Genomic DNA, 20281 nt, shown 5'->3' on the forward strand with positions numbered 1-20281 from the left:
CTATCAAAGCAAATACTACCATTTTCAAATATAATTTGAAATGGTAGTATTGATGCTTTTAATATAAATTAAATTAAACCATAGTAATAAAAGGAGTTTAGTTATATAAAAATTAAAAAGTTAATTTTAATAACTGTCAAGTGTAAGTAGTAAATTGAAGAATATCTTCAAACTTACCTTAATCAACTTTTATATAAAAAAACAGATAACGGACTTAAAAAAATTGTAAATTTTAAAATTATATAAACAAGAAAATTAGAGGTAATAGTTAAATAGTTATAAGTTTATAATAAAAAATTATACAATAATTTTGCCCATTAATTAATACTATAAACTACTCTAGTAGTAGATATGTTTTGTATACTAGAATTAGTTAATATTTAAATTATTTAAAATAACTCTTAAATAAGAAACTATAAAAACTAGAAATACTACACTACTAATACAGAAAATATATGTTTTTAAAAAAATAAAAATTTTAAATAATAAATAAACAGTTAAATTTAACTAGGTGTATAAAACGTCACCAATCTTCTAAAAAAGATACTAACTCTTTTAAAGAAATTGAAAAATTCTTTATGTAAATTTGGATTGAGCATTAGAACTGTTAAAATCAGTCAATTGGTGTCAGGCAGGTTACTTTTTACATCAAAAGTTATCAAATAGTTAAGCTAGACATTAAATTAGGAGAATTATTCCTTATTTTTAACCAATAAAAACTTAAAGAACAGGAGAAAGTATTAACAATAAATAAAAGTCTACTAAAAAGAGAACTTATGGACTCAGTAATTTGATCAATTTTAAACTTTAAATTTTCTTAACTTTACATATCATTAATTAATTTTACATTACCAGGTTAGTATAATTATTTTTTGTGGCCATGTAGAATTATTTTCTGTTTTCTAACTTATAGATAAAAAAATGATTTTACTTAATATAAAACTTATTTTATATTAAGTATATTAACCTTATACTTCTATTTGTTTTTGAATGATGCAGTATTTCCTGATTTATTTTTTTTATTTCTAGCTCTATATTTAAAATAATTCGGAATTATTTTAAATATAGAGCTAGATTTTCCTTTTTTTCCAGAATATTGAAAAATTATTGGCTATTAGTAGAGTTTCCCATCTCTTTCTAAAAAATAATAAATATATTTTATATCTTATTCGGTAAAAGCTCTTTTTTATTTCTCAAAGAATTACACAATCCTCTTTTTTACTTTTTTGCTGATATATTTACTCAACCTACAGTTTTTTCACCTGTTATTTTCTTTTTTTTAAAACTTATACTTCTGTTCTAGTTCTAGTAACAACTTTTAGTTCGCGGGTCAACTTTGATAGTTATTACTCTTCTAAATTAGGTTATTTAAATTCTTGGATAGACTGAGATATAGTGCTGTTCCCTTTTTAACTAATCTTGATTTTATAATTATCTAGGCTCATTGACCCAATGTAACTTACTATTTGTGCTCAATGAATTATACAGTCCCCAAATAATTATCAACTGATAACACTTCTCCGAGTTGCTATACTAAACAAGATTAAAATACCTAATTTTGGACTAAAAATGAAACGGCGACAGTTACTCCATTATGCTAGTGCAGGTGCTATTACAGCTACTGTAATTTCCCTGATTTCTCACTTTCAGCCGGCCTCAGCCGAGGGTAACGGTTCATTAATGATAGAGTATTTAGGTCATACTTCTTTTTTATACATAGGAGGAGGACTAAGAATTTTAGCTAATCCTTTCCGGGCAATTGGCTGTACCGCCGGATATAGACTACCTAAAATAGAGGCAGATTTAGTAATTATTAGTAGCCAACTCTGGGACGAAGGAGCAGCTGAAAACCTACCTGGAAATCCCAAGGTTTTGTATGAACCTGGAGTTTATGAAATTAAAGGACTAAGAATTCAAGGAGTCGGTATTGATCATGATCTTAAGGGAGGCAAACAATTTGGGACTAATGTCGCTTGGCGTTGGATTCAAGGAGGACTGCGAATTGTCCATTTAGGCGGAGCAGCTGCTCCTATTGGCATTGAACAGAAAATTCTTCTAGGAACTCCTGATATTGCTATGATCCCTGTGGGAGGCGGACGAAAAGCCTATAAACCTAATGAGGGAAAACAAGCAATGGAGATTCTTAAACCCAAGGTAATGATTCCTACTCATTATTTAACAGAAGCTGCAGATACGGAAGCTTGTGACTTATCTCCTGTAGATGAATTTTTAGAGTTAGTCAAAGACATGAATATTCGTCAGATTAATGACAATAAATTGCTAATCAAATTTCAAGATTTACCCAAAGAAGGAACTCTTATTCGAGTTTTGAGTGAAAAACCAGTTCTTAAATAATTCTTAGGCAAACTAAACTAATACACACATAGATTGTGAAATACAACACCTGAAGACTTTAGAAATCGAGTCTAAACCATGGGATAAATTGATAGTTGTTTCGATAGAAGGTTTTGGGTGAGTATCATAAACTAATTTTCCAGGGTAGGGATAAGTTTTAACGATCAAGCCATAAGCCCAAGTTGTAATCGCAATTTTTGCTAAAGGTCCAATTATTTCTGTTCTTCTAGCAGAATGGAAAGAACTAACGATAACGGGTAAATAGGTACGTCATTTCAGAGTAACCACTGCTTGTAAGTTTAGGACATTGCGAGTGTATGGATAGGTATCAAAACCATAAATTCTCGCCCACATAACACTGTCTGGAAATTTTTTTGACTTAAGATATATTCTACCTCAAAATAAACTCTTAAAGAGTTGCAGCTAAACCTCATTTTAAAAGTAATTGAAACTAATAGAAGAAGATCTCGGTTTCAAATTTCTTTTTCCGCAACTATTGAGCAGATTAATTTGCTTATTGAGAGGTAAAAGTCTCAATTTATGCTAAATATTTAATAATATAATGACTGCTAATAATTACATTTTCTTGATTCTCAAAAAGAAAGATACCTGTTGAAGCTATAATGTTTACTACTTTGGAGTAAACATTATAAGCCAAGTTTTGCGTTTAATCTGGATCCAATTTTTTTTTGACAAGAATAAACATTGAAAAAACGAAATCTCGTATCAGTACTCAAGGAATGATGTGAACTAAAAAGAACAATACAGCTCAATTTTTCCAAAACTTTTGTCATTGTCAAATAAAATCAAAGCTATAAAATCAGATTCGATTCGAGATGTAATTATGTTGTTTGTCTAGAGAAAAATAAAGAGAATCTTGTAATTTTGTTAATTCACCTCAACTTCCTGCTAGTGTAGGCTAACTTTATCGATCTCATGCTAGCTTGACTTAAGCCTGTGGATACTAGGCTTAAATTTTAGAGTGTTGAGGTGGAGCTATTATTCTTAAATAGAAAAGAAACAATCGATAGATATTCAATATCTCTAAAATTAAAATAATTAAGTAATTTTAAAAAAAAATCAAAATAATGTTCACATGGCATATCCTCCAAAGACTATAAGGTTAATTAGCTCAAAGTTAGGGTATATAAACAAACACTTTAGTACGTTATGAGATGAAAAAGTAGATAAACTGCTTAAAAAGCTATAATTTACATAGCATACTTTGTTTCCTGTTTCTAAACAAAGCAGTCTTCTGAAGTTTGATGATGATCACGTTAAAAAATGTTGATCAGTTCAAATCCTTAAAAAAGTTCACTTTTTATGTCTCACAACGCTATAATATCTTATCAGAATTAAACCCTATCATCGACTCGGAGGAGGAAGCTATTCCTGAGCAACTTATCCTGACCGTGAGTTTACGAGGAACTCGCGATGTTCAAAGCACATACCAAATTTTTCGGCTAACTGGCCTATTAGATGCTTTTTCTGAACCTACTTTTCGGAAGGTGATTGGAAATTGTATAGATGAGGGACCAGCCAATATTATTCTAGTCTTGTCTCAAATTGACTTTATTGATAGTTCTGGACTGGGCGCTTTAGTTCAACTTGTCAAAAAAGCACAAACTAATAAGGGTAGCTTACAAATCGTTACTAATCCTAGAGTGACTCAAACTGTTAAGCTAGTTCGTTTAGAGAAATTTTTGTCTTTGCAAACTTCAGTCGAAGATGCTATCAATAATCTCCCAAAGATAGTTAACTCATGACAAGGACGTTACTGCTGTTTTTGTTCTTCTAGGATACTTAAACCGAGTTGAGGCTGTGAACTTACCTAATTCTGACCAAGACCAAGCTCAGTCCCTGATTTTCCATGAGGTTAGTCGAGTCTATGATAGCCTCTCTTCTGAGTGCATCGGTGTTAATTTTAAGTCAGTTGGTATGATACAGCAATTGTCTCCTGGCTTTCTGGCTTATTTGGGGGATGCAGTTTATGAACTTTATGTTCGGAGCCACTATATCTTCCCTCCGCGGCGGCTAGCTGACTATCATAATAAAGTAGTATCATTGGTGCGTGCCGAAAGCCAAGCAGCTTTTCTGTCAAATCTTCACCCACATTTAACGGAATTTGAGAAGGACATTGTTCGTCGAGGACGTAATACAGCGGCAGGAGGACGTCGACGTATATCACCAGAACTTTATCAACAAGCCACCAGTTTTGAAACTTTGATTGGCTATCTCTATCTACAAAATCCACAACGTTTAAATCAATTACTCGGAAAATTAAATTTAAATTCAGCTTAAGTGATGAATTCCTAAGAAAGACTTATATTAGTTGAAGGAAACGATATCTTCTAGAAATTTTTTTATTTTCTGTTGTTGGTGAATTGAGAGAATTTATTTATAAGAATATTTATTAAGAAAAGATGCCATTTTTAAATGAGGACAGATAATGTCGCAGTTGTTGTAACCACTTCTTGAAGGTTCAGGATATCAAAACTTTTGAAGGTTTTTATTCATGATAAGTTATTTTTCAATCATCGACCTTGTCGTACTTTAGATTGGGTATGAAAAATAAAAAAAGTGTTTGTCAATCTCGTGGAATACATATTTGTATAAACTGTATTATCCCGAACAATAAAGTTGGTAAAATTGAATATTGTTTAACAATTGTGTACAGACTATCTGACTACTAAAATGGATGAGTAGTCTATTGCCATTCAAGAGTAAACTCTCAGGAAGATAGCTGCAAATTTCAAAGCATTGGACTTTTGGGAGAGACTATGTTAAACCATTGTGAAGGGACTAAACCTTTAAAATAAACCATGTTAGATCATAATATAAAGGTAGCAACAATGAGAGATAAGATGTAGCGTAAACGAGTCTTTTTTTGAGATGTATTTAAGATTTAGTTTAAGCCATAAGGCGAAATAACTAAATAGAATCTTATATCGCTGGGTTAAAGGTGTCTCTATTATTGTCAAATATCTAAGGTGCTCGACAATAATGGTTTAGTAAACTGTATGCTCTGAGGTTGTCAGAAGTATTTTAATTTTTTCAAGTTAACACGTGATACTAGAACGAAAGTTATGACTAATATCTATCCATTCGATTGGCCTACTAATAGTGATTGTCAGGCCGAAGTAGTGGTAAAAACAGTATATTCAATACAGGAAACTCGTCAGGCTCTCGAGCTGGTTCAAGAGCGTAAAACTGTAGTTTTAATCCTAGATAAATTGCCCTTAGACCAGGCTCAGCGAGTAGCAGATTGGGTCGCGGGGGGAGCTTGTGCCACTGATGGACGAACCTTTTGGGTTGGGAAGAGGACTTTGATGTTTGTTCCTAACCAAGTCAGTGTTAAGTCTAGCCGCCTTTCCACTTCTCCTTTTGCTCCTAACCTCAAAACCTGTACAGAGCAGTTGACTAGTATTCCTTAAAGAAAGTTCCTACATAATTTTGTCAATTAACCTCTTTGGTGGAGAGGAAACCGACATTCTCTGAACTGATATTCTTTAGAGGACTAATATTCTCTGAGTAAAGTTCCTATAGAATTTAGCTAAACTTGTTATGTAAAGTAAAGATTAAAGATATAAAAGACATCGCCGACAATGAACTCAATTAGAAGTTGCAGTTTTTGTGAGTTAACTCTTTATACACAATCATTTTCGAGATCATCGGGTTTATTATGAACTCCTAAACGTTCTATCAGGGTAGCACTCGCTTCGTTGAGGCCGACTAGATCAACTTTGATGTTATGTTTACGGAACCGTAAGACAACCTTATCTACAGCATCGACGGCAGAGTGATCCCACAAATGAGCATGAGTTAAATCAATAATTACTCTTTGCAGGGGTTCCTGAAAATCGAACGTACTGATGAAGTTATCAACAGAAACAAAAAATATATGTCCATTAACACTATAAACTCGTTCATTTCCATCTCCTTTAAGTAGGGAATCTACAAAAATAAGAGAGGCAATTTTACGACTAAAGAAAATAGCACTCATAGCAACTCCAATAAGCACCCCAATAGCTAGATTATGGGTTAACACAGTAATTAAGACGGTGGTAATCATTACTGCAGTTTCATTCTTCGGAAACTTAGTAATACTGAGGATGGAATTCCAATTAAAGGTGCTAATAGACACCATAATCATAATTGTTACTAGAGCCGCCATAGGAATTTGTGCTATCCAATCGCCAAAAATTAAAATAAAAGTTAAAAGAAAAATTCCAGCACTGAGGGTTGAAAGTCTTGCTCGTCCTCCAGAACGAATATTGATCACAGATTGACCAATCATGGCACATCCAGCCATTCCGCCAAAAAATCCCGTCACAATATTTGCTATTCCTTGGGCGATCGCCTCCTGATTTTTATCACTAGATGTATCAGTTAAATCATCAATTACATTAGCAGTCAAGAAAGATTCCAATAATCCTACCAAAGATAGAGTAAAAGCATAGGGTAGAATGATTTGTAACGTCTCAAAGTTCCAAGGAATTTTTGGTACAACAAACACGGGAAGAGTACGAGGAAGACTTCCTATATCCCCAATTGTAGGCAATTGAACCCCTGTAAACAAAGAAAAAATAGTTAAGCCAACGATAGCTACTAATGGAGAAGGGACAACAGTTGTGAGACGAGGTAAACCGTAAACAATTATCAGCCCCATAGCAACCATCCCGTAAACTAACCAGGAAGCCTCCTTGAATTGGGGCAACTGGGCGTCAAAAATCAGAATAGCCAGAGCATTAACAAATCCGACCATAACCGCTTTGGGAACAAAGCGCATCTGATAACTAAGTTTGATCCAACCTAAAATAATCTGGAGAATCCCTGTTAAGATTGTTGTGGCTAATAGGTATTGTAGTCCATAGTCTTTAACTAAAGTAGTCATCAATAAAGCCATTGCTCCTGTCGTTGCTGAAATCATCCCAGTCCGACCACCAATAAAGGCAGTAATAGTGGCAATGCAAAAAGAGGAATATAATCCTACTTGAGGGTCAACTCCCGCGACAATAGAGAAAGCGATAGCTTCAGGAATTAGGGCTAAAGCTATCACAGCTCCTGCCAATAGGTCATTTTTAACATTAGAAAACCAGACTTTTTTGCTAAAAATTTCATTCATACTTGTTTGACGAATAAAGATGATCTTAAATTAAGCTGCACGGGATTAATGTTATTTTCCTACTAAGTGGGTAACTTCGGTTATGCTAGCCGATTAATTGATTATTCACTGCATCACTTCATACAGCCACAAAAAATCTAATGCGATACCTCGTTACCTAGCTATTATCTCTGTAACTGTCATTTCTTTAGTTACTTATAAAAGTAATTACTTATACAATTAATACTAGTAAATTTTTAGCAGATTAGATATAAATATAAACTAATAGTGCTTTACTCTCTAAGTACGACTATTAATTTAGCCAAAGATACAAACAATAAAATCTGATTAAAGAATCTAACGTAAGAGGAAATTAAAAACTATATTTTTCTCAATTATTGTAATTAAAATTTTAGAGGCTTGTAATCATTTATGACTATGCAAACAGCCTTAATTTTTTCTACAAAAAATTACATATATTCCATCTATACTTCCTATAAAAATATTCCTTTCCTGAAAGTTATTTTAGACCTTTATCTTTAAAGTTTAAACATGCTCAATAAGCAGTTAATCAAAAATTGTAGTTTCTTTTATTGAATCTAAAGTCTTAACAAGAAGATTCTTATAATCTACAGATATATTTTAGCATTATAAAACCCTATCTGTAGACTACATACCATTTTTTATGAAAGCTTAAATATGGTAATTTTTAGTTGATGATGTTCGGTAAAAAACTTATAAGAATAGGTAAAATTGTTGGGCTATCTTAAAAAGAGGTTAATTATTTACCTCTGAATAAAAGGTAAAAGAAATTGAACAAGCCAAAAAATTCAAAATAGACATTATACTATAGTTAGTACAGGTAATTTATTAAACAATTGTTTGAATAATGATTAGTTATTTATGAGATAGTGCTCGCTATACTTTAGATTCACTTGGGTTATAAATAGATACAAAAACAGTTCAATAAGTATGAATTTTAAAAATTATAATCATAGCCAATGTATTCTTAAAGTTAGTAGCAGAAAAGGTTATATAATATGCAGCTTTAGTGTGAAAAATATTAGATTATATTAGTGTAAAGTATAGATTATATAAATTAATTGAAGGAGATTGTTAGTATCAGTACACTACCAGAATAGTATACCAGATTGTAGCCACTAAACACGAAAATAAAAAAATAGATAAACAAAAATAATAACTAAACTTTATCAAAAGTATAATAATTACTGCAAATACTTTATGAACGTTTATAAAAACTATTTCTATGACTAAATAATTAATATGTTTTTATAAACAATCAAATATCAATATGTCATTCGCTAAACTTTAATAAAAAGTTAGCTACTAAAAAATATATGGGTTTTTATTATTTTCCAATATCTAGTACAGTTGATTATAAATTCAGTCAATCTTATCAATTTTTCAAGGGTTACTTTGTTATTAACAATATTTAATATATAAATATTGTTAAATTTTAAAATTTTATTCATTAAAGAATATTATATATACTAAGTTATAACTCGGATTTAACTTAAATTAAAATACTTTAAAGATCAACTAATATTGGTATTTTATGGTGAAGTATTCTGCCTTCAGACCCAATGAAGATTAAATTATATCAGATCACTTAAAGATTTCTCTATTTAATAAAATTTTTAATCTTAACCTGAATCTTATTTTAAAACCCTTGTTTAAATTTTTGAAAATATTAATTTATACAATATAAACTTCACTCTAATTATTAGGGATATAAAATCATTTATATTGGTTAACTTATATTTTAAAGTTTATAACTATTTGTTCTTAAATTCTTAATTAAGCCTTGACAAAAGGTATTTACAGTATCTTTTGTCAAGGCTTAATTAAGAATTATTTCAATATATTATTGTGGAATAATTCGTTACTGTTTGTTAGAAATAAGTTCTCAAGCTTAGTTCACTTAAATTGCTTTAGAAAATGATTGTTCTTTACGTCTTTTAAGGTAAATATCAAAGATAGAAACAACATTACGAATTAATAATCTTCCAGAAGGTGTAATTTCAATATAATCGCTAAATAATTTGACTAAGCCATCAGCCTCCAGAGATTTTAAGTCTACTAATTCATGAGCAAAATATTTATCAAAATTAAGATCAAACTGATTATACCTTTGTTCTAAATAAGACTTATTTATTTTAAATTGACACATAAGCTCCATAATGACTGCCCGTCGGATAAGATCGTCTCTGTGGAGAATAACGCCTTTTTCAATAGGTAGTTTTTTAGAAATTAGAGAATTATAATAGTCTTTTAATCCTTTATAATTCTGAATATAAACATCATTTAACATGCTAATAGATGTTACACCAAACCCAAAGAGATCAGATTCTGGTTTAGTAGTATATCCTTGAAAGTTACGATGTAATTTACCTTCTTGTTGAGCAATCGCTAATTCATCATTAGGTCTAGCAAAGTGATCCATACCAATATATATATAACCACTATGATTTAATTTTTCAATAGTCATTTGAAAAATAGCTAGTTTTTCTGCTGTTTTAGGTAAATCTGTTTCAAAGATATTTTTTTGCACTGCTTTCAACCAAGGCATATAAGCAAAGTTAAATAAGGCAATACGATCAGGATTGAGTTCAATGGTCTTTTTAATGGTCTCTTTAAAAGTTTCTAAAGTTTGAAAAGGTAGCCCATAAATTAAGTCAACATTAGCTCCTTTAAACTCTGCTTCTCGAATCCAACTCATCACATTAAATAGCATAGATTCCGGTTGAATGCGATTGATTGCTGCTTGAACTTTTGAATTAAAATCTTGAATACCAAAGCTAATCCGATTAAATCCTAATTTTCTTAGAAAGAAAATATAGTTTCTGTTAATATATCGAGGGTTAATTTCAATAGAAATTTCTGCTTTTTGATCAATATTAAAATTATTAATTAAGCTATTAAATAATTGATCCAGTTGTAGTTGATTTAAATAATTAGGAGTACCGCCTCCCCAATGGATTTGATTGACTTTACGAGTAGGGGAGACTAAAGCAGCAATTTGATGAATATCTTGAATTAAATAACTTAAATAAGTAGGAGCAATTCTTTTATTTTTAGTAATGATTGTGTTGCAGCCACAAAAATAGCAAGCAGTTTCACAAAAGGGAATATGACAGTAAAGAGAAATAGGTTTTGTTTTGTAATTTTCTACTCCTATTCCTGCCCAGAAATCTATTTCTTTTACCTCTGTGTTGAATTCAGTAGCAGGGGGATAACTGGTATAACGAGGTACGGATTTATTATATTTATTCAGTAAATAGGCATCAACTTGTACATTCTGTGAGTTAATTTTCATAGATATTAACCATATTTTTAACGGGTTTTAAAAGGATTTTAAAAAAGAGATATATTTTAGGATATATAGAATTTATAAACAGCTGATAGTTTTTGGTTTTGATTATTAAGTGGTTAGTTTTTACTGTCATGAACCGGCTGTTACGATTTTTACATTATGTCCATGACCATTATGATGCTCCGCACTACCAGTATGCCTTGACAAGTAATCAACTCAAAAATATGATCATTAGTGGTGGCTTTGGTATCAATTTCTAATTCATAGACTACATCAAAATTCAGTCTAATATAGACATTAATCTTATCAATATTTTTTTAAAACAACTAATCATTAACGATTTTAAAAAATAAAGTATTCTAATATTTCTTTTTAAAAATTAACCCAGTTTCTGTGATATTAATCTTAGTAAATTTATAAGATTTAGTTCCTTTAACTAAAGTTGATTATAAAGCTAAATAAATAATGTTTTTTAGCCTTGTTCTCCTGATTAATTACCCCTAAAACAGTAAACCAATAATACAGGTTTCGTCTTAAAAACTTTACGAAAGTAGTCAACATTAACTTTTAGCTAAAGAATTAATAACTTCTTTACACTAAATTTGCTTCTCAGAAAATAATAAGTAATTACTTAAAACCTGTTAGCAGTTCATTCAATAAAAATAAATCTAACTAATTACTAGACAATGATGATAACTTTACAGTTCTTCTAGTATACTGTATAGGGAATAAAAATAAGCTAACAGTTTTCTAAAGATTTTCTGTCTAAAGAAATTTTAAAAAAGAAAACTTTGAGTGAATACTATATTTCAGCCATAGTGTAATAATTGCTGGTTTTTTGCGTAGTTTTGTAGCTAAATTATTACTTACAATTTTTTCCTCATAGATGGAATATGCTTTCCTTATAAAGGAAACTAGATAATTAATTGTTGACTAACTTTATGAGTTTACAACTATATTTCGATATATTAAGCATAATTTTAACAGAACTTAATAAGTTCTTTGGGAAAACTAAACAACTCCAGCAAGAATACCAAAAAAAAGGAGGATTAGTGCCTTCTCTTTTTGGGGCATACTGTGAATGGACCTGATTCTTTAAGGAGTTAGGCTGGAGTCCTAAAAAATGTATTTAAGTAATCTAGTTTCCTCTAAAGTTAAATAATGTAGGAAAAATACTTAAAGATTAAAATTCAATGAGGATCAGTAAATGATTGAAATGAATGTTGCTGGAATCGCCTTAGATGCTGTTACCCGAAGTCCTATTGTATTACTTCAAGATGGAGCTGAACGTCGTGCTCTTCCCATTTTTATTGAACAAGATCAGGCAAAATCTATTATTGGGGCTTTGGAAAATCAGACCCCTCTTCGTCCTTTAACTCATGATTTAATTGTCAATCTATTTCAAGCGTGGGAAATGGAGTTAGACCGTATTATTATCCATTCTCTTCAAAATAAGACGTTTTATTCTGTGCTATGTTTACATCGAGGAGAAACCAAAAAAGAAATCGATTGTCGTCCCTCTGATGCTATTTCCATCGCTTTGCGCACAGGAAGTCCCATTTGGGTTATGGAAGAAGTGATTGCTAATGCGTCGATTCCTGTAAATCGGGATGCGGATGAAAAAGAACGCCGCGCTTTTCGTGAATTTGTGGAAAATCTATGTCCAGAAGATCTTATCCAACGGCGCAGAGAGGTTCCAGAAGATGATAATGAAAATTAACAACAGTAGGTATAATTTACCTTTAGCTTTTAGCTTTTTATTAAGGTATTAGCATGCGCTATAGACGTTTTGGCAAAACAAATTTACTCTTATCTGTTTTCTCCTTGGGAACCATGCGTTGTTTGTCTTCTAAGGCTATCTTCGAACAAACTATCGAACGGGCGATCACCTTAGGAATAAATCATTTTGAAACGGCAAAAAGTTACGGAAAGAGTGAACATTACTTAGGGCAGTTCCTTGCTCAGCAACCTTTAACTTGTCGAGAAAACCTTTATATTACAACGAAATTACCACCTACTCCTAACCCCGATCAAATGAGTCAGTGGCTAGATGAATCTTTACAACGTCTTCAAGTAGACTATTTTGACTGTTTAGCAATTCATGGAATTAACACATGGGACCATTTTCGTTGGCTCACTCAACCTAATGGATGTTGGATAGCATTACAAAAAGCATTAGACGACAGAAGAATTCATCATCTTGGATTTTCAACTCACGGCAATTTAGACTTAATTTTAGAAACAATCAAAACGAATTTATTTGAATTTGTTAATCTTCATTATTATTATTTTTTCCAACGTAATGCGCCCGCAATCGTCCTCGCATCCCAAAAAGATATGGGAATATTTATTATTTCTCCCGGGGATAAAGGAGGTGGTCTTTATACTCCACCAGACCGCCTAAAAAGCTTGTGTAAGCCGTTTTCTCCTTTGGAATTAACCTATCGATTTTTGTTGAGCGATCAGCGTATTACCACTTTAAGTGTAGGTGCAGCAAATCCCGAAGAATTAGCTTGTCCTTTAGAGTTAGAGTTAGACCTAGGGCCTCTTACCTTGAGTGAAATCGAACTCTTTCAACGTTTAGAAACTCATATAAAAACAACTTTAGGAAGTTATCATTGTCGTCAATGTTATCAATGCCTTCCCTGTCCTGAAAAAATAAATATTCCCGAAATATTACGATTACATAATCTCGCGGTTGCTTATGACATGACCAATTTTGCCCAATATCGTTATAGGATGTTTGAGAATGCTGCTCATTGGTTTCCAGGAAATAAAGGTAGCCATTGTACTGAATGTGGAGATTGTCTTCCCCGTTGTCCGGAAAAATTAAACATTCCTAAATTGTTACAAGATAGCCATCAACAATTCAATGGTTTACCTCGTCGACGTCTGTGGGAATGATTTGTTTATGATTAAGTCCCACGGTCTTTTTTAATCCATTCTGTACTTTTCCCAAGTTACTAAATCTTCGGGACGATCTATATCAGACAAAACAGATAAAACAAATGTATTTAGTTTTAGTTGTCGAGCAATAATTTTAGTTTTAGATAAGACTTCATTTGTTCCCCAAGGAATATTTTGAAACAACTCAGGAATCATTGTTCTTAATCCAATCAAATAGTAACCACCATCAGATGCTTCTCCTAAGACTAAATCATTTTTATCTAACAACTCGAAAGCATTCCTGATAATTTTTATATTCAAATCAGGACAATCAATTCCAATAATGACTACTCTAGAAAATTTTAATTTAAAAGAATCCTCGAAAGCCAACTTCATTCGATTCCCTAAATCTTCCTCATGTTGAGGACAATAATTTAAATCATTTCCCAACCAACTCTCCATAGATTTTTGACTACCTCCTGTATAGTAAACAGCGGTAGAAATTTCTTTCGTTAATTTTCTTACTTCTGCTATCGTGTGCTCTGTAAGTTGAAGCTGTAACTCTGCTGCACCTTCTGCACCTAAAGCTGGAATCAAGCGCGTTTTAGTTTTTTTAGGTTCGGGATAACGAGTAAAAACAATTAATCGGTGGCAATTATTATTAGTCATTTTACTGGCTTATCATTGATAAATTAAGCTATTAATGTAGATACTATTTATCTAGTAAGCGTTAACGATAATTCAATGTTGGGTTTTTAAGTATATTAATGTTATGATCTGAAACTTTTTGTACCTTTCTAATAAATAAGAAAAAGGGTATTCAACTAATAAGTTGACAATTAAAAGAGTGAGCTGACCATGACACAAAATTATACTGATTGGTCAATTAAGATTAAAAACTTAAGCTAATAGCAGCATGTAAAATTCCATGAAAGATCGTTTTTACTTTGAAAAAGATGGATCAAACCTTGTACATGTAAACCTACACTAGTATGGTTTCATCACTAGCTTGAGGGATATAAATTTATAAAATTTATCCTAGAATTAGTTTTAACTTTTGTCTTAAAATTTAGTTAACCAGTCTCAATTCTTTTTATAAAGACTTACTCGAAAAATACACAAAAATATCGTTTTGTACATTATCCTAATGAATAGCAACCAGGAATTTGTTATGAGCGTAAATCTTAGTCAAGGACAACAAAGAGCAAGAAATTTCTCATGAATCATTTCTGATTGCTATAGTTAATTGGTAAACCTCAAAAATAGCCTGGAGATCTTGTACACAACGTCTTTAGGAAAATCTGGTCATATAATTTAGATTTATCTGAAGAAATTCCAAGCCACAGGAGGACCACACCTCTTTAAAGTGGTGTGGCAAATAATGTCAGGCAGTTTAAAAACGGTTCCGTCCGCGTCCGCCACCATAACCTCCACCACCCCGCTGTTCACGCTCTCTAGCTTTGTTGACTTTGAGAGTACGTCCCATCCACTCAGCTCCATCAAGAGTCTCGATGGCTTTATCTTCTTCATTAACTGAGTTCATTTCAACAAATGCAAAGCCACGCATCCGACCAGTTTCCCGGTCAGTTGGGACATACACTCTTTTGACTGAACCATATTCGGCGAAGACCGAATTAAGATCATCTTCCGTAACATCGTAAGAAAGGTTGCCTACATAAATGGACATAGATTGTCTCCATTGACGACTGATGTGTGTAGAGATATTAGATTTCGGAGAGCATCTTGCCAAGACAAAACGGGAAAAACCTGTCAATGCTAATAACAAACTCAAAACCGATACTCAAACTCTCATTATTTCAATCATAGCACTTTCAGAACAAGAAAGAAACATTTTAGACAACTCGGTACATCTTTACTCAAAAGAATCACCTAACTTTACTTTGAAAAAATTTGTTAAGATCCATTGTGTTAATTTTTTTTTCATATTTTTTTCTTGCTTCTTTATCCTAAAATTCCCTATCGATCTAAAACCTAATGTATCAGTCGGATTACTCTTTACCTGACTTAGCTCAAGGATCTCTATTACAAGAATTTCTTGAAACTTTGCCGCTCCCATACAAAACCATAGTAGCAATCGCCTATTTTACCTCGTCAAGAATTAGTGATATTTTATTGTTAAAAAATAGCGATATCTACCCCAATCAAATTAATATTATAAAATCAGAATCTAGTTTAAACAAGTTAGTTCCTATCACTCCCTTATTAAGACCTTATTTAACTATTTATCTTAATGGACTTAAGTCAGAAGAATCAGCTTTTCTTTTTGTTAATTCCCAAGGAGAACCTTTAAAAAGTTGGCTAGTTTTTCGAGTATTAAACATAACAGCGCGTCAAATTAATCTTCCAGAAGTATATTTTTTTATTCTTCGTTAATTTTTGTAGATAATTGGTTATGTAATTTTAATTGAAATTAAAACGGCTAAAGGTTCCAATTGGTATTGAATTATAAAAAATATTGAGTATAAAAAAATTAAAGACTTTTTCCATCTTCAGCAATTTCTAACACCCTGTAACCGAATCTTAACTCGATCTAAAAAAAGGTGCTTAAGATTAACTAAATGCGTGATAATGGGCAATGCGTCTTTTGATTTGGCCAGGCTGAACCAGAAAACGTAACTTTTTGTATGATGATCAAACTTAAGATTAATTCCGATGCGAACTCATTATTGCGGTGACTTACGAGCAACTGATATTAATAAGACCGTTACCCTATTCGGTTGGGTTGATCGCCGAAGAGATCATGGAGGTGTTATCTTTATTGACCTACGTGATCGCACAGGAATTGTCCAAATTGTTAGTGACCCCCAACGAACCCCTGACTCTTATCCTGATGCAGAAACCCTGCGTAGCGAATATGTAGTCAAAATAGTAGGCTGTGTAAGTAAACGTCCCCCAGAGTCTCTCAACCTGAAATTATTGACTGGAGAAGTGGAAATATATGCTGATAGTATAGAATTACTTAACGGAGTGGATAAGCAACTTCCCTTTGTGATATCTAGTTTAGAAGCAGAATTAGTCAGAGAAGATGTTCGTCTCAAGTATCGCTATTTGGACTTAAGACGGGATTGCATGGCCAAAAACTTGCAATTGCGTCATAGGGTAGTTAAAGCAATACGTCGCTATCTAGAAGATAAACAACAGTTTATGGAGATAGAAACTCCCATTCTTACTCGTTCTACCCCTGAAGGAGCGCGGGATTATTTAGTTCCTTCCCGTGTTAACCCTGGTCAATGGTATGCTCTACCACAGTCGCCTCAATTGTTTAAGCAATTATTAATGATATCGGGATATGATCGCTACTATCAGATTGCCCGTTGTTTCCGCGATGAGGATTTACGGGCTGATAGACAACCAGAATTTACTCAATTAGACATGGAAATGAGTTTTATGTCCGAAGAGGAAATTTTGGACTTGAATGAGGGATTAGTTTGCTATATTTTTAAAACTGTTAAAGATATAGAAATTTCCCGCCCCTTTCCTCGTCTAACGTATGCAGAAACTATAGAAAAATATGGGACAGATTGCCCTGATACCCGTTTTGATTTAACCTTAGTTGATGTTTCAAGTATTGTTAAAGATAGTGGATTTAAAGTTTTTTCTGAGATAATTAAAAATGGTGGAAAAGTAAAAGTTTTACCAATTCCTGGGGGCAATGAAACGATCTCTAATGTAAGAATTAAACCTGGGGGAGATTTATTTAAAAAAGCTACTGATGCAGGAGCTAAAGGAATTGCTTTTATTCGAGTCAAAGATAATAATACACTTGATACTATTGGAGCAATTAAAGATAATTTAAGTCAACAACAAAAGGCTGAATTGTTAGCTGTAACACGAGCTAAACCGGGAGATTTATTGCTATTTGGAGCAGGAAATACAGATACAGTTAATAGATCTTTATCTCGATTGCGATTAGTAATTGGAGAACAATTAGGATTAATCGATCATGAGCAAGTTAATTTACTCTGGATCACTGAATTCCCCATGTTTGAATGGAATGCCGATGAAAAGCGATTAGAAGCATTGCATCATCCCTTTACTGCACCTAATCCAAAAGATTTACATGATCTCAAAACTGCTAGAGCGCAAGCTTATGACTTGGTCTACAATGGAGTAGAAATTGGAGGTGGAAGTCTAAGAATTTATAAAAAAGAAATCCAGGAAAAAGTACTTACAACTATTGGCTTATCTAAGTCGGAAGTAAACAATAAGTTTGGTTTTTTATTAGAGGCTTTAGAATATGGAACTCCTCCTCATGGTGGTATTGCCTACGGGTTAGATCGCTTAGTGATGTTGTTAGCCCGAGAAGATTCCATAAGAGATGTTATCGCATTTCCGAAAACCCAACAAGCAAGCTGTTTACTTACACAAGCACCGGCTACTGTTGACGACAAACAATTAAAAGAATTACAGGTTCAATCTATTTATAAATCTAAATCTAAAACTAAATAATCAAGATAAACTAGTAATGAAGTTATTTTACTCAGTATTGCTTCATAAAAACAATACTAGAATTATCGGGTGGTAAGCCTCACTTGATCTAAGTTATAGAGGTAAAACAATGAGCGGATAACCCATCACAATTAGAGTTTTATACTTCTGATTATTTAGTTTAAAAAGTTATAAGTGGTCAACCACATCCTCTCTATCGAGAGAGTCTAAAAATACAATTTTAGACTCTCTCGATAGAGAGGATGGAAAGGGTGAATTAAATAATTTACTTATAAAATGAAATCAGTAGATAAGAAATTGGACTTATGTTCTCTGACGATTTCAGAAATTAATTTTTTATTAATATCAATTTCTTTAGCTGCCACTAAAGTCCGGATGGAAAAAGCTCTTAAAGCATCATTAACCGATAAAGTTCCTTCTGCAGAATCTTTTCGTCCAGTGAACGGGAAACTATCAGGTCCCCGTTGACATTGACTATTTAGATTAACTCGACAAACTTGATTAACTAAGGGATCAACTAATTGAGCGATCTCTTCTGTGTTCTGTCCAAAAATACTTACCTGTTGTCCGTAATCTGACTGCACTAAGTAGTCAATAGTAGTCTCAATATCATCAAAGGGAACAATGGGAATAACTGGTCCAAATTGTTCGACAGAATAAATTTTCATTTGTTCGTTGACAGGATAAAGAACTGCTGGATAAAAGAAGGTTTCGTTAATGGTTCCTCCTGCCTCATTAATCACATCAGCCCCATGTTTTTTGGCGTCTTCTACTAAGTCTTGAAGATACTGAGGTTTTCCTCTTTCAGCAATAGGAGTTAAGAAGACTCCTTCTTCCCACGGCATCCCAAATTTAAGGTTACTAATCGCCTCGATAAACTTGTCTAAAAACTTATCAATAATAGCAGTATGCACGAAAAGAATCTTAATAGCAGTACACCTTTGTCCATTGTAGGATAGAGTTCCTAGAATACATTCTTTAACAGTCAAATCTAAATCAGCGTGTGGTAAGATAATCCCCGGATTTTTAGCTTCTAATCCCAAAATCGATCTGAGACGGTAAGATTTTGGGTGCTGTTTTTTAAGGTTGTTAGCCGCTTGACTACTTCCAATAAAAGCTAACGCATCTATTTTTCCTGACTCCATTAATGCAAGTGAAATCGTTCGACCTTTACCATAAATAGTATTAACAACTCCAGGAGGAAAAGCTTCTTTAAACGCTTCCAGCAAGGGATAGTTTAATAATACCCCTGGACGGGGGGCTTTGACAACAACAGTATTCCCCATAATTAAAGCAGGAATTAGAGTCGTAAATGTTTCGTTGAGGGGATAATTAGCTGGTCCCATACTCAAGACAATCCCCAATGGTGCACGGCGAATTTGTCCTATAACTCCTTGGGTAATCTCAAAGCGCGAAGAAACTCGATCCAGATTTTTAAGAGCATCAATAGTATCTTCAATATAGTCAACAGTTCTGTCAAATTCTTTGCAAGAATCTGTATAAGATTTCCCAATTTCCCACATTAAAAGATTGACGACTTCTGCCCGTTTTTCCTTCATTCGATAAGCAAAGTCTTGGAGGCATTCAATTCGTTGACCAACGGGCATAGTTGGCCATTTTCCACGTCCATTATCATAGGCTTTTGCTGCTGCATCTAAAGCAGATAAAGCTGCTTCTTCTCCTAAACATGGAAAGTCACCAATTTTTTTACGAGTTAATCCTTGAGGTGTTTTTAGGTAAATAGGAGATAAGGATTCTTCCATTTCTCCATTCCAAATCTCTAGTTTTCCATTGATTAGATATTCCCGTTGTTCGATAGAATTTTCTAGGTAAAATTCTGGAGGAATATTTTCAAGAGAAGGAAAAATATTGTTGATTTTTGCAAAAATACTCATGATGTTTTGTTATGTTGTTTAACAACTTTAAAGATATATCAAATATCAAGTTGTTTAAAGATGTTCAATAAAATTTTAGCTGAGTTTAATAATTGCTTCTTTTGCATCTCATTGAGAAATAAGTTCACGCATTTTAATGATCCTCCTTCATCAACAACGATGGACAAACTAAAACGAGCACATTGATGCTATAGAATCTCTGAATTGGAAGAATAATAATTAAAATCAGTTTTTAAT

General features: G+C 32.6%; 13 protein-coding genes. 8 read left to right on the plus strand and 5 right to left on the minus strand.

Annotation, left to right across the window (positions count from 1 at the left end; all coding sequences use genetic code 11):
• The first annotated feature begins 1569 nt into the window (after positions 1-1569).
• The 4 genes from ETSB_RS00705 to ETSB_RS00720 all read left to right on the plus strand — a co-directional run bounded on the left by ETSB_RS00705 (position 1570) and on the right by ETSB_RS00720 (position 5789).
• On the plus strand, positions 1570-2355 hold the full coding sequence (locus tag ETSB_RS00705; protein ID WP_044105690.1) for an MBL fold metallo-hydrolase: 786 nt from the start codon (positions 1570-1572) through the stop codon (positions 2353-2355).
• 1412 nt (positions 2356-3767) lie between these two features.
• Positions 3768-4121 carry an STAS domain-containing protein gene (locus ETSB_RS00710; RefSeq protein ID WP_070104604.1) on the plus strand — a complete coding sequence of 118 codons (354 nt, stop codon included), beginning with the start codon at positions 3768-3770 and terminating at the stop codon, positions 4119-4121.
• Between the two features lie 172 nt (positions 4122-4293).
• Positions 4294-4656 (plus strand): Mini-ribonuclease 3, encoded by a 363-nt coding sequence (locus ETSB_RS00715; protein WP_084220228.1) that lies wholly within the window; start codon positions 4294-4296, stop codon positions 4654-4656.
• Between the two features lie 785 nt (positions 4657-5441).
• Positions 5442-5789, plus strand: a complete 348-nt coding sequence (locus ETSB_RS00720; RefSeq protein ID WP_044105693.1) for a cell division protein SepF — start codon at positions 5442-5444, stop codon at positions 5787-5789.
• Positions 5790-6001: 212 nt separating this feature from the next.
• Here the strand turns inward: ETSB_RS00720 and ETSB_RS00725 are convergent, their stop codons facing one another.
• Positions 6002-7480 carry a SulP family inorganic anion transporter gene (locus tag ETSB_RS00725; RefSeq protein ID WP_044105695.1) on the minus strand — a complete coding sequence of 493 codons (1479 nt, stop codon included), beginning with the start codon at positions 7478-7480 and terminating at the stop codon, positions 6002-6004.
• Positions 7481-9401: 1921 nt separating this feature from the next.
• Positions 9402-10796, minus strand: a complete 1395-nt coding sequence (gene hemN, locus ETSB_RS00730; RefSeq protein ID WP_044105696.1) for an oxygen-independent coproporphyrinogen III oxidase — start codon at positions 10794-10796, stop codon at positions 9402-9404.
• A gap of 1204 nt (positions 10797-12000) precedes the next feature.
• Here hemN and ETSB_RS00735 point away from each other — a divergent pair.
• Entirely contained in the window at positions 12001-12513 is a 513-nt protein-coding gene (locus ETSB_RS00735; RefSeq protein ID WP_044105697.1) for a bifunctional nuclease family protein, read from the plus strand.
• 53 nt (positions 12514-12566) lie between these two features.
• Positions 12567-13697 carry an aldo/keto reductase gene (locus tag ETSB_RS00740; RefSeq protein WP_044105698.1) on the plus strand — a complete coding sequence of 377 codons (1131 nt, stop codon included), beginning with the start codon at positions 12567-12569 and terminating at the stop codon, positions 13695-13697.
• A gap of 30 nt (positions 13698-13727) precedes the next feature.
• Here ETSB_RS00740 and ETSB_RS00745 read toward each other — a convergent pair whose 3' ends face one another.
• Positions 13728-14348: a TIGR04282 family arsenosugar biosynthesis glycosyltransferase gene (locus tag ETSB_RS00745; protein WP_044105700.1), complete on the minus strand. Its 621-nt coding sequence runs from the start codon at positions 14346-14348 to the stop codon at positions 13728-13730.
• A 724-nt stretch (positions 14349-15072) separates the two neighbouring features.
• Positions 15073-15366, minus strand: a complete 294-nt coding sequence (locus ETSB_RS00750) for an RNA recognition motif domain-containing protein (RefSeq protein ID WP_044105701.1) — start codon at positions 15364-15366, stop codon at positions 15073-15075.
• Between the two features lie 308 nt (positions 15367-15674).
• Here ETSB_RS00750 and ETSB_RS00755 point away from each other — a divergent pair, with 308 nt between their 5' ends.
• A complete protein-coding gene (locus ETSB_RS00755) occupies positions 15675-16073 on the plus strand; it encodes a tyrosine-type recombinase/integrase (RefSeq protein WP_044105703.1) in 399 nt (132 codons plus the stop codon).
• 279 nt (positions 16074-16352) lie between these two features.
• Positions 16353-18149 (plus strand): aspartate--tRNA ligase, encoded by a 1797-nt coding sequence (gene aspS, locus ETSB_RS00760; protein WP_044105704.1) that lies wholly within the window; start codon positions 16353-16355, stop codon positions 18147-18149.
• A 269-nt stretch (positions 18150-18418) separates the two neighbouring features.
• Here aspS and ETSB_RS00765 read toward each other — a convergent pair whose 3' ends face one another.
• Complete coding sequence (locus ETSB_RS00765; protein ID WP_044105705.1) at positions 18419-20044, minus strand: NADP-dependent glyceraldehyde-3-phosphate dehydrogenase; 1626 nt, start codon at positions 20042-20044, stop codon at positions 18419-18421.
• Positions 20045-20281 lie beyond the last annotated feature (237 nt).

The organism is cyanobacterium endosymbiont of Epithemia turgida isolate EtSB Lake Yunoko, from assembly GCF_000829235.1.
In the GTDB taxonomy this organism is placed as follows: Bacteria; Cyanobacteriota; Cyanobacteriia; order Cyanobacteriales; family Microcystaceae; genus Rippkaea.

Coding starts and splice junctions, on each gene's coding strand:
- ETSB_RS00725 (WP_044105695.1), bottom strand. CDS start 7,480: ATGAATGAAATTTTTAGCAAAAAAGTCTGGTTTTCTAATGTTAAAAAT.
- ETSB_RS00755 (WP_044105703.1), top strand. CDS start 15,675: ATGTATCAGTCGGATTACTCTTTACCTGACTTAGCTCAAGGATCTCTA.
- ETSB_RS00715 (WP_084220228.1), top strand. CDS start 4,294: ATGATACAGCAATTGTCTCCTGGCTTTCTGGCTTATTTGGGGGATGCA.
- ETSB_RS00720 (WP_044105693.1), top strand. CDS start 5,442: ATGACTAATATCTATCCATTCGATTGGCCTACTAATAGTGATTGTCAG.
- hemN (WP_044105696.1), bottom strand. CDS start 10,796: ATGAAAATTAACTCACAGAATGTACAAGTTGATGCCTATTTACTGAAT.
- ETSB_RS00765 (WP_044105705.1), bottom strand. CDS start 20,044: ATGAGTATTTTTGCAAAAATCAACAATATTTTTCCTTCTCTTGAAAAT.
- ETSB_RS00745 (WP_044105700.1), bottom strand. CDS start 14,348: ATGACTAATAATAATTGCCACCGATTAATTGTTTTTACTCGTTATCCC.
- ETSB_RS00740 (WP_044105698.1), top strand. CDS start 12,567: ATGCGCTATAGACGTTTTGGCAAAACAAATTTACTCTTATCTGTTTTC.
- ETSB_RS00735 (WP_044105697.1), top strand. CDS start 12,001: ATGATTGAAATGAATGTTGCTGGAATCGCCTTAGATGCTGTTACCCGA.
- aspS (WP_044105704.1), top strand. CDS start 16,353: ATGCGAACTCATTATTGCGGTGACTTACGAGCAACTGATATTAATAAG.
- ETSB_RS00705 (WP_044105690.1), top strand. CDS start 1,570: ATGAAACGGCGACAGTTACTCCATTATGCTAGTGCAGGTGCTATTACA.
- ETSB_RS00750 (WP_044105701.1), bottom strand. CDS start 15,366: ATGTCCATTTATGTAGGCAACCTTTCTTACGATGTTACGGAAGATGAT.